The 10,870-nt window shown below is 64.0% G+C and carries 10 protein-coding genes and 1 pseudogene; 9 read left to right on the top strand and 2 right to left on the bottom strand.

Annotated elements, in window-relative coordinates:
* Positions 1 to 327: 327 nt before the first annotated feature.
* The 3 genes from HMI59_RS24995 to HMI59_RS24985 all read left to right on the top strand — a co-directional run bounded on the left by HMI59_RS24995 (position 328) and on the right by HMI59_RS24985 (position 3,293).
* On the top strand, positions 328 to 1,533 hold the full coding sequence (locus HMI59_RS24995; RefSeq protein ID WP_193594547.1) for an IS110 family transposase: 1,206 nt from the start codon (positions 328 to 330) through the stop codon (positions 1,531 to 1,533).
* A gap of 175 nt (positions 1,534 to 1,708) precedes the next feature.
* On the top strand, positions 1,709 to 2,959 hold the full coding sequence (locus HMI59_RS24990) for a glycoside hydrolase family 26 protein (RefSeq protein WP_227471747.1): 1,251 nt from the start codon (positions 1,709 to 1,711) through the stop codon (positions 2,957 to 2,959).
* A 151-nt stretch (positions 2,960 to 3,110) separates the two neighbouring features.
* Positions 3,111 to 3,293, top strand: a complete 183-nt coding sequence (locus tag HMI59_RS24985; RefSeq protein ID WP_071416931.1) for a hypothetical protein — start codon at positions 3,111 to 3,113, stop codon at positions 3,291 to 3,293.
* Between the two features lie 55 nt (positions 3,294 to 3,348).
* Here the strand turns inward: HMI59_RS24985 and HMI59_RS26175 are convergent.
* Positions 3,349 to 3,528, bottom strand: a pseudogene (locus tag HMI59_RS26175) (hypothetical protein); the annotation flags it as partial.
* Between the two features lie 132 nt (positions 3,529 to 3,660).
* Here HMI59_RS26175 and HMI59_RS24980 point away from each other — a divergent pair.
* The gene (locus tag HMI59_RS24980; protein ID WP_071416932.1) at positions 3,661 to 4,107 is read left to right on the top strand and encodes an SRPBCC domain-containing protein; all 447 of its coding nucleotides are present in this window, start codon (positions 3,661 to 3,663) and stop codon (positions 4,105 to 4,107) included.
* 45 nt (positions 4,108 to 4,152) lie between these two features.
* Here HMI59_RS24980 and HMI59_RS24975 read toward each other — a convergent pair whose 3' ends face one another.
* Positions 4,153 to 4,770 (bottom strand): recombinase family protein, encoded by a 618-nt coding sequence (locus HMI59_RS24975; protein WP_071416933.1) that lies wholly within the window; start codon positions 4,768 to 4,770, stop codon positions 4,153 to 4,155.
* 498 nt (positions 4,771 to 5,268) lie between these two features.
* On the opposite strand from HMI59_RS24975, the gene dprA reads away from it, so the two are divergent.
* The 5 genes from dprA (at position 5,269) to HMI59_RS24950 (ending at position 10,758) form a co-directional block, all read left to right on the top strand.
* A complete protein-coding gene (dprA, locus tag HMI59_RS24970) occupies positions 5,269 to 6,177 on the top strand; it encodes a DNA-processing protein DprA (protein ID WP_071416934.1) in 909 nt (302 codons plus the stop codon).
* A gap of 250 nt (positions 6,178 to 6,427) precedes the next feature.
* Positions 6,428 to 6,550, top strand: a complete 123-nt coding sequence (locus HMI59_RS26020; protein WP_255527696.1) for a hypothetical protein — start codon at positions 6,428 to 6,430, stop codon at positions 6,548 to 6,550.
* A 556-nt stretch (positions 6,551 to 7,106) separates the two neighbouring features.
* The gene (locus HMI59_RS24960) at positions 7,107 to 8,123 is read left to right on the top strand and encodes a DUF4192 domain-containing protein (protein ID WP_071416935.1); all 1,017 of its coding nucleotides are present in this window, start codon (positions 7,107 to 7,109) and stop codon (positions 8,121 to 8,123) included.
* A gap of 187 nt (positions 8,124 to 8,310) precedes the next feature.
* Positions 8,311 to 8,457 (top strand): hypothetical protein, encoded by a 147-nt coding sequence (locus HMI59_RS24955; RefSeq protein ID WP_156784062.1) that lies wholly within the window; start codon positions 8,311 to 8,313, stop codon positions 8,455 to 8,457.
* A gap of 1,020 nt (positions 8,458 to 9,477) precedes the next feature.
* Positions 9,478 to 10,758, top strand: coding sequence for a ParB/RepB/Spo0J family partition protein (locus HMI59_RS24950; protein ID WP_193594546.1), 1,281 nt, complete (start codon positions 9,478 to 9,480; stop codon positions 10,756 to 10,758).
* Positions 10,759 to 10,870: the final 112 nt, after the last annotated feature.

Below are 10,870 nucleotides of genomic sequence, written 5' to 3'. Positions count from 1 at the left end.
TAAGACAGTGCCGGAAGGCACGTCAGTTTTTTGCTGAGTCACGCCGGCTCAAGACCTTTTCCAGTATTACCGTTTTTTGGCTGCTGTCCTTATGTTGTTACCGGGCTTAGTTCCGCGGTCATTGTAGGGTCGTGGCTACCCAGGGGAGGCGGGTATGGCTTTGTTGCTGTGGCTGGACGCTAAGCGTGACGGCTCCGTAGGATTGGCCGCCCGCCACCCCGCGATGACCCGACCGCTGATTGAGAGACGCGACATGATCGCCGGATAAGGACACGACGGCGCGGTTATCTGCTGGGCTCTTCCCATCCAACAGACTGGAGGCTGTTCTTGGCGAAACTATGGGCTGGCATCGATGCCGGCAAAGGGCACCACTATTGCGTCGTGATCGATGCCGAGGGGAACCGGCTGCTCTCACAGAAGGTTCGCAACGACGAAGCAGAGCTGCTCCAACTCTTGGGCGCCGTACTGGACCTGGCGGATAGCGGCCAGGTCGTGTGGGCAACAGATTTGAACCATGGCGGTCCGGCCCTGTTAATCGCCTTGCTCGTGGGCCACGGCCAGGAACTTCTCTATATTCCTGGGCGCACGGTGCATCACGCGTCGAAGATCTACCGGGGCGACGGCAAGACGGACGCGAAAGATGCCGCTGTCATAGCTGACCAAGCACGCATGCGGACCGACTTGCAGCCCCTGCGGGCAGGAGATGAGATCAGCGTCGGGCTGCGACTGTTGACGGCCCGACGGGCTGACAAGTCAGCGGACCGGGTGAGGGCTATCAACCGCATGAAGGCTCTGCTCCTCGAATACTTCCCTGCGCTGGAACGGGCCTTCGACTACACCCGTTCCAAGGGTGCCCTGTTGCTGTTGACCAAGTATCGGACGCCGGACGGGATCCGCCGCGCCGGGCAGGCGAGAATCCACGCCTGGCTGAAGAAACACGGCACCCGGTCCTCAGCAGCACTCGCCAAAGACGCGGTTGAAGCCGCAAAATCCCAGCACACGATCGTTCCTGCCCAACACGTGGCGGAGGGCATCGTTGCTGCCCTCGCCCGTGAGATAGCCGGTTTGAACCAAGAACTGGCAGAAATCGATGCGCTGATCGCCGAGAAGGTCGCGGAGCACCGTCACACGGAGGTGCTGCTGAGCATGCCCGGCTTCGGACCGGTCCTTGCTGCCGAGTTCCTCGGGGCCACGGGCGGGGATCTCACGGTTTTCCAGACGGCCGACCGGTTCGCGGGTGTTGTTGGGCTGGCCCCGGCACCGCGGGACTCCGGCCGGGTCAGCGGAAACAATCACAGACCCAAGCGATACGACCGAAGGCTGCTGCGCGTCTTCTATCTCTCCGGGCTCTCGGCGCTCAAGTCATGCCCGGCATCGCGGACGTACTATGACCGAAAACGGGTAGAGGGGAAAACTCACATCCAGGCAATGCTTTCTCTTGCCCGGCGACGACTCAACGTCATATGGGCCATGCTCCGGGACGGGACAACGTATACCCCGGCTCCGAAGATGCCACAGTTGTTGGCTGCTTAGACTCAACGGGCTTACCCTTTGCGCCGGTTGGGCACTTGCAGATTCGCGTGGTGTCGTCGGGGCTGAGACCCCTTGCGCAAGCTTGGGGTGGGTATCACACCAAGGTCGATATTCGGCTTGCCTAGGATTGGACCATAAGCGCAGGTCAGGTCAGGTGGGGAGGGGTTTGGTGTTTGTGGGGGAACAATCCGTGGATGAGCGTGAGGACCGGAGGCAGAACCGGGCGGAGCTGCGCAGGGCCTTTGTCCTTCCGGTGGTGATCGGGTTGGTGGTGCTGGGCATCGCCGGGGTGAATTTCGCCAACGGCCTTGCCCAAAAACAATCCCAGGAAACCGCCTTGACCCTGCCGGCGTGTCAGGTGACACCACGGCCCGGTTTGGTCCCCGCGGACGGGGCGTTGTTCGGGGTCAACCTGGACTGGCACGCCAAACCCGTGGCCGCGTTCGCGCAGGACCTCGGCCACAAGCCGGCTGTCAGTGTCTCGTTCACCGGGTTTCCGTTGACGGCCAAGGACGAGGACGATCTGGCCCGGGCGGTGGAGCAGATCCGCACGGACGGGCACATGATGCTCCTGACCCTTGAGCCGCATGAGGGCCTGGACACGATCACCGAGGACACCGCCGCCGCGTTGGCGGAGGACCTGAACGGGTTCAATGCAGACGGCGTCCCGGTGATTGTTCGGTTCGCCCACGAAATGAACGGCTCCTGGTACGCCTGGTCCCAGCAGCCACAAAAGTACATTGCCGCGTTCAGGACCATCGCCGAGGCCGTGCACACCCACGCGCCGGGGTCGGCGATGATGTGGGCGCCGAACTACGGCGGCGGGTACCCGTTCGCCGGCGGCCGGTACGAGGCCAAGCCCGGCACAGCCGAGTTCCTGGCCCTGGACACCAGCGGTGACAGCACCCTGACCATGGACGATGACGCCTACGCCCCCTACTACCCCGGAGACGACGCCGTGGACTGGGTGGGGATGTCCCTGTACCACTGGGGCGCGGCCTACCCGTGGGGTGAGAATGAACTGCCCGAGCCGAACAAATTCGCCGAACAACTCACCGGCACCTACAACGGGGCCAACGGCGACGACAGCCTCCTGGCGGACTTTTACACCGTCTACGGCGTCGACCACGGCAAACCCGTCGCCATCCCCGAAACCGCCGGCCTGTACGCGCCAGGGACCGGCGGCGAGCAGGAACCGGCCATCAAACAAGCCTGGTGGAAGCAGCTCTTCAGCCCGGAAACCCACGGGAAGTTTCCCCAACTGAAAATGATCAACTGGTTCGAATGGGACAAGACCGAACCCGAAGTCAAAGGCCGCGTGGACTGGACCATCACCAACACCCCCGCCATCCGCGAAGCATTCACCACAGCCCTTCCCGACTGGTTCCGGTACGGACCCGACCAGGCCTGCCAACCACGCCACTAAGGGGACGCGGCAAGCCCCTGCGTGGCCGAACCGCAGCTGCCCGGCCCACGATGTCGGGCCCAGCTGCGCGGAAGGCCTGCCATGAGCGCCGCTGGACTGTTGCCGGTACGGGCCGGCCCACCGGTAGCCTTAACCCGGAACGGAGGTCGGAGTGCAACTGACAGTAAGAATCAGGCTGGCGACCGATGGTTGGCTGGATCTCCACGTCCTGGAATTCCCGGACCTGAAGGTATACGTGAAGCGCGTGGGTGAAATACCCGCAGCCGTCAGCGAAGCAGCCGCGGCCCGGACCGGACGCCCGGCAGAAGACTTCGTCGTCAACGTCGGCTACTAGCACCCCGTTTGCGCAGCAGGTAACGCCGAGGCGCTCATGAAGGGGCGGACCTTCGTGGCCGATCCCAAGGGGTGCCCGTGAAACCAGTCCGCGACACCCCGTAGCCTACGGACAACAATGGGGCTTTACTGGTAACAGCGGCCGCACCAACGCCTGTCTGGCTGGGATGCCTCGGGCAGGCGTGTAGCAGGGGGATCCGCAGGAGAGGCCGGGAGCGAACAGCGCCCGGCCTCCTTCACGCCCCCTCACAACACAGAAACACGCCGCCCGCCACCTCCAAGGGCCCCACGGTCTTCCCAGCCCGCCGCAGCTGTGCCACTATTCAGCCAGCACGAAACCCGGCCCACCATGAACGGAGACACCAGTAATGGCACAGGATGGCAAGGCTGTTACCGACAAGCGAACCTTCAGCCGCACGACGTCCGTTGCCGTAACGATCGCCGCCCCGCCCGTGACCGTGTGGGGGTTGCTGACCGACGCGGGCAGCTACCCGGAATGGAACTCCACCGTCCTCTCCCTGAAAGGCGACATCCGCCCCGGCGGCAACCTCGAGCTGGTCTCCAAACTGGACCCGTCCCGGACCTTCAAACTCAAAGTCAAAGACTTTGACCCGCCCAGGCGGCTGGCGTGGGGCGATGCCCTCGGAACCCGGACCTACACCCTTACCAATACCAACGGGGGCACCAGGTTCGAGATGACCGAGAAGATCGGCGGCCCGGTCTTTCCGCTCTTCGCCTCGAAGATCCCGTCCTTTGACGCCAGCTTCGAACAGTTCGCCGCCGACCTGAAAACCGCCGCCGAAAAAACGGGCTAATCGGGTTCGGCCTGATCCAGCCACGGACTTCCAGGCCCACTATGGCTATTTCGAAGCCTTCAGGAGCTTCTCCCCGTGAGGTCGCAGTTCACCGGTGGGGGAGACGTGCCGGTACAGGGTTTGGCGGGTGATTCCGAGTTCTTTGCAGAGCTCGTTGACCTTGGTACCGGGCTGGCCCATGGACGCCACCGCCAGGCGAAGCTTGGCCGGAGTCATCTTGAACGGCCGGCCACCGATCCGGCCGCGCGCCCGGGCCGAAGCCAGGCCTGCAACCGTGCGTTCGGAAATCAGCTCGCGTTCGTATTCGGCGAGGGCAGCGAAGATACCGAACACAAGTTTCCCGGACGCTGTCGTGGTGTCGATCGCAGCACCCTGGCCGGTGAGGACTTTCAAGCCAATGCCCCGTCCAGTGAGGTCGTGGACAATGTTGACCAGATGGCGAAGGTCGCGACCGAGCCGGTCGAGTTTCCAGACCATAAGGGTGTCCCCGTGCCGCAAGGCTTTCAGGCAGGCTGCTAGTTCCGGGCGGTCGTCTTTCGTCCCCGAGGCTTTGTCCTCGTAGAGGGCTTCATCCTGAATCCCGGCCGCCAAGAGGGCGTCGCGTTGCAGGTCCGTGGTCTGGGAGCCGTCGGCCTTTGAAACGCGCATGTATCCGACCAGCATTGGAACCTCCAGTCATTTATACGACCGTTTAAGTGACAAGACCTCCGGACTCCTTCGGGGCCGCTAAGCCGGTCACTTTACCCGTTACTTAATCTAAGTCCTGCAAAGGCTCCGGCTCGTGGGTACGTGAAGCCACGGCCGCCACCGGAGCGACCGGCGCGGCGGACCGCACCGGGAAATGGTCCTCGCTTCGCTCGGGCTGGAGAAGCATTTTTCTTGTCTTTGGCTGCTGTCCCAAGGGATTGTACGTTCCCGCGCCAGCCCGTCTAGCCCCCTCCAAAGTCGGGGGCCTGCGTGCCGAAAATTCTTTAGCCAGGATCCTCGCCAGCTCGGATCCTTCCAAGATTTTCCGGCCCTTGCCACAAGGGTAGACAGGCTTCCGTCGGGAACAGCTCCGCAAGCTTCGCCAGCAGCCAAAAGCAACGGGGGGAGAGGGGAAGCTGGCCACTCACCACGAGTAACCCCACCCACCGAAATCCTCAGCAAAGGACGCACACTATGAATGACCGTATTGCACGCGCTGCCCTGACCCGCCTGTTCGACCCGCAGGACGCTACGGGACGCGCCCTCGTCGGCACCCTCGGTGCCTACGCCGCCCTGCGCATCGCCACGAGGGACCAGCCCGTCCACACGTTCAAGCGCATCACCGACGCCGACCTGGCCGAAGCGCTGCGGCGCTGGGCACCCCGCGTGCCCGATCTCGACCCCGAGAAGGACCTCGCCACCATCGAACGGCTCGGTGGCGGCTTCCTCATCCCCGGGGACGAGCACTGGCCCACCGGGCTGGACGATCTGCCGGATGCCCCGTACGGACTCTGGTACCGCGGAAACATCACCGGCGGCATCCCGGCTCCGGAACGGGCCGTCGCGTTGACCGGTTCCCGGGATTCAACCAGCTACGGCGCGGCCGTGACCGCAGACATCGCCCACGAACTGGGCCGACGCGGTATCTGCATCGTCTCCGGTCTCGGGTACGGGATTGATGCGCACGCCCACCGGGGCGCCCTCTCCGCCTTTACAGGTGAGGGACCGGCGACGATCGCCGTCGTCGCCGGTGGCCTTGACCGCGACTACCCGGCCGGGAACGCCGACCTCGCAGCGGCAATACGTGCGAACGGGTTGGTGGTGTCCGAGCAGCCGCCGAACACCGCCCCAACCCGCTACAGGTTCCTCCAGCGCGGCCGCCTGATTGCGGGATTGGCTGGGGTGACCTGTGTTGTGGAGGCACGGTGGCGTTCCGGTGCCCTGCACACTGCCCATCAGGCCGAGACGATCGCCCGTCATGTCGCAGCAATTCCCGGGTCCGTTCACAGTGCCAACTCCGCGGGCTGCCACAGACTGATCCGCGACGGCGGGGCGGTGCTGGTGACAGAGGCCCAGGAAGTGGCCGAGTTGCTCGCCAGCTAACCGCCGAACGGCGGCCGGGACCCGAAAGGTCCCGGCCGCCCCCAGCCACCTAAAGGAGGAACTCTGTGACGAACTTTTGGGACGACGACGGCAATTTCAACTACGAAGCCCATTTCGAAGCGGGCGAACGGGAGAAGGCCGCCGCGACGGCCGAGCGTATCGGCTACCCCGGCATGACAGATGCGTTCTACCGCTTCGGCTTGTACGGCGACATCGACGACGCGGTGTCACTCCACAATTGCTGGCAGCCATGGACAAATGGCAGGTCCTGCTCGAAAAGGCCGAACTCACCGACGACGACATGGACCACAAGACGCTGGAGCGCGAGCACGAAACCACCGACCGCACCATCCACCACATGATCGGCGACTAGAAACCCTGGCTGGGCCGTTCGCCTTTGGTGGGTGGGCGGTCCGCCGCGGGTGGTCGGCTGGCGTGGGTGGTTACCGGCGGCGGACCGCCATACCGCAGGAGCTGCTGTTTCGGTCATCTGGTGCGCGCGGCAAGCCCCAGTCAGTCCAGGCCGAGGGTGTCCCGTGGGAACCGGGGAGGGTGCTCGCCGGGCGAGCACAAACGGGCGTCCACTGCGTGGCCGGCTGTTTCGGTGCTGCCGGTCCGTCGCAGAGCTCCTGCCCGTCATCACCTGTTTTTCACGTGCATTTGGCTGCTGTCCCAAGGGATTGTACGTTCCCGCTCCAGCCCGTCTAGCCCCCTCCAAAGTCGGGGGCCTGCGTGCCGAAAATTCTTCAGCCCGGATCCTCGCCAGCTCGGATCCTTCCAAGATTTTCCGGCCCTTGCCCAAGGGTAGACAGGCTTCCGTCGGGAACAGCTCCGCAAGCTTCGCCAGCAGCCAAAACAACGGGGGAGAGGGGAGCTGGCCACTCACCACGAGTAACCCCACCCCCCGAATCCTCAGCAAAGGACAAAACATGACCAACGAACTGCGCATCACCAGCCCCGCCGACATTCTCAGCTTCATCCCGCACACCCTCGGTTTCGCACCCCGGGAATCCTTTGTGTTCATCACCATGCGCGGGAACGCGCTCGGCGCGACCCTGCGCGTTGACGCCCCGAGGGATACGAACACGGTTGGGTTCGCCCGTGCCATGGCCGACTACCTCGCACTGGACACCGTAGCCAACGGCGCCGTGCTGGCCGTCTACACCGACCAGCCCGCTGAGGGCACGGCCCGCCCGTTCCATCAGCACCTCGAGGCGATCATCGAAACCCTCGATGCCGCCGGGGTGCCGCTGAAAGATGCATGGCTGGTAACCTCCGAGTACTGGAAGAACCTGCTCTGCGATGACCCCCAGTGCTGCCCCGTCGAGTCGCTGCAGTCCATCAAGGACGGGCAGCTGAACGCCGAACTGATCTTCCGCGGCAGCAGCTACAAGAACGCCCCGGGCACCACCTACCCACCATTCAACGGCCCCGCCGACACGATCGAACGGATCGAACACGCCGGGCACGTGCTGCAGTACAGCGAAGAGATCAACGCCCGCGAACTCTGGTCCGAGGCCATCGCCTGCAGCGGACGGATCAGCCCGGAATCGGCTGTGCAGCTGCTGGCCTGCTTCCAGTTCCCAACCCTGCGGGACGTGCTCATGTGCACCGTCATCGAACCCGAACGCACCACCGCCGAGGGCAGCGGATACCTGCTGGTCGGTGAAGGAATCCGTCCGGACTGGACCCGGGTGGACGGCGCCCAGGACGCCGCCCGGGAACTGATCACCGCAGCCCCGGAGACTTACCGGGCACCGTTGCTGACCGTGATCGGCTGGCTCTCCTACCTCAAGGGCCAATCCTCGGTAGCGGCCGAGCACTTCACCGCCGCACTGGAGGATGTGCCCGGGTACAGGTTCGCTGAACTGATGGAAGAACTCATCAGCCACGGCAAGATCGCCCCCGTCGCCGCCGACGAAACCACGGGGTACAAGAAGGGCTAACCCAAGCAGGGGCCGGAACCGGCAACGGTTCCGGCCCCACCGGCGCGTCGGCGGCCTCCCCCGCTGGCGCTCCGCCGGCCGCCGATAACGCTGACGCGGGCGAAGCCCCACACCGAACACAGACATGACTGCCGTCGGGCTACAGTGGAAGAACCACCGGTTCCACGAACGCCAGGGAGCAGCACCCATGAGTCACGACTTCCTCCTCACCGAAGACGACGCACCCTCGGGTAACACCCACGCCGAAGACTTCCTCGAACTGAGCAAGCTCACCCAAGACCAGCGCGCAACCGTCGTGGACATCTCCTGGGAGAAAACCCCGCAAGACTTCTAAACCCCGGCAGCGACGACGCTGCACCCGAAGTTTCCTTTTGCTGAGGGAAAACAGGAAGAGCCGGCACCCCCCCACTGGGCGCCGGCTCTTCCGCCATATAGAAGGGCTGTTCGCCTTTTTGGTGGGCGGGCGGTCCGCCGCGGGTGGCCGGGGGCCGTGGGTGGTTGCTGGCGGCGGACCGCCGTTCCCGCGTCCAGGGCCGACTGGGTTATTTGGTGCGCGCGGCAGGCCAGGGCAGTCCAGGCCGTGGGTGATTTTCGTGGGTTCCGGGGGAGGGGTGCTCGCTGGGCGAGCACTATCGGGCGTCCACTGCGTGGCCGGCTGTTTCGGTGCTGCCGGTCCGTCGCAGAGCTCCTGCCCGTCATCACCTGTTTTTCACGTGCATTTGGCTGCTGTCCCAAGGGATTGTACGTTCCCGCTCCAGCCCGTCTAGCCCCCTCCAAAGTCGGGGGCCTGCGTGCCGAAAATTCTTCAGCCCGGATCCTCGCCAGCTCGGATCCTTCCAAGATTTTCCGGCCCTTGCCCAAGGGTAGACAGGCTTCCGTCGGGAACAGCTCCGCAAGCTTCGCCAGCAGCCAAAACAACGGGGGAGAGGGGAGCTGGCCACTCACCACGAGTAACCCCACCCACCAAGAGCGGGAGTAACCATGAACGACAAAGCGCCCACAGAACCATGGCTTAGCATCCCCACGGGGAGAGGACCCCCACACGAGTAACCCGCTGGAATCGCGTTGACAACATCATTGAGATTCCTTCGGATTCTATGTGTCCGCTCCACCCCGTCTAGCCCCTCCGCGAGCTCCGGGGCCTGCGGTGCAGGAAATGTCCCTCCGGCGCTCCTGCGTCGCTTATTTCCTTTCGGGAATTTCCCACCCCTTGCCCAAGGGTAGACGGGCCTCCGTCGGCCACAGCTCCGCAAGCTTCGCCAGCAGCCAAAAAACAACGGGGGAGGAAAGACAGTAGCTGGCTCAGGTCACACACCTCCCTCACCAACCATTCCTCTGCAAAGGACACAAAACCATGAACGCAACACCTACGCTCGAAATGCTCGACCCCAACACCCTGACCGTGGACACCAACGTCCGCAAGGAAACCGGACTCACCAAGGAGTTCGTGGCCAGCATCAAAGAACACGGCGTGCTGGTGCCCGTCGTCGCGCACCGGACCGAGGACGGAACCGTGCACGTGCTGATGGGTCAGCGCCGCACCTTTGGAGCCATAGAAGCAGGAGCCGCGACCATTCCCGTGCTCGTCGGAGCCACCCCCGAGGAAGCGGAACGACTCGCCACGCAGGTTGTCGAAAACGACCATCGCAGCGGACTCACCGACGGCGACCGTGCCGAAGCGTTTCACCAAATGGCACTGCTGGGAGTCAGTGCCAGTGTCATCGCCCGGAAGATGGGAGCGAAGAAAGCAGTTGTGGAAACCGCGTTGAAGGTCAAGGCGAACGCCACCGCTGCCCAGGCGTTGGACCAAGGCCTGACGCTGGAACAGTCCGCCGTGATCGAGGAATTCGCAGACGATGCCGAGGCCGTGGCAGTCCTCGAACGTCTCGCCACCGAGAACCCCGGCAACTTCGCCCACCGGGCGCAGCGGCTCCGCGACGAGCGTAAGAACAACGCCATGCTCGCCGAGGCCTGCGCCGAGGCCGCCGCTAAAGGTCTGATCGTGCTGGAAGAAGACCCCGGCTACTACGACTACAAGGGAGCCGCCGCCACGATCTCCGCACTGACAACCGCCGAGGGCGAACGTCTCAGCGAGGCGGACGCCGACGCGGTTTACATCGGCGTCGGATACAGCGGCGTGGTGACGAGGTTCGCTGTCGCAGACTGGAAGGCCCGTGGACTTCGGAAGGACGGCAAGGCCCCGGCAGGAGGGATGACCGATGAGGAAAAGGCCGCACGCCGGGAGGTCATTGAAAACAACAAAGCGATGGATTCGGCCGAGGTGGTACGCAGGGACTTCGTCAAAACCCTGCTGGCCCGCAAGGCCCTGCCGAAGAACGCCCAGAAGTTCATCGCACACACGATTGCCCATTCCAGCTACATCCTGACCAAGGCCTTGAATAAGACCGAACTCACGGCCGACCTGTTGGGCACCGGCACCGGGTACGGCGAGTTCACGTCATACGTCGATAAGCCCACCACCAAGCCCGAAACGGTCACCCTCGCCACGATGATCACCGCCTACGAGGCAAACATCGATCGCACGAGCTGGCGGAATCGCTCCAGCGACACCCGCTACTACCTCACGCAGCTCACGGCATGGGGGTATGTTGACCGGACTAAGCGGGTTGGTTAATCTCGGACCACCAACGGACACTTGGAGTCGCCCGGTATGGCCACTAAGACGCAAGACGGATCCGACGAGGCACGTCCTAAAGGGGCTGTAAAAGCGATCCCTGCCGCGCCGT

Source organism: Paenarthrobacter sp. YJN-5 (assembly GCF_015040095.1).
Lineage (GTDB): Bacteria > Actinomycetota > Actinomycetes > Actinomycetales > Micrococcaceae > Arthrobacter > Arthrobacter ureafaciens.
The sequence above is the reverse complement of the archived record's forward strand: the minus strand, read 5'-3'. Positions and strand labels throughout refer to the sequence as shown.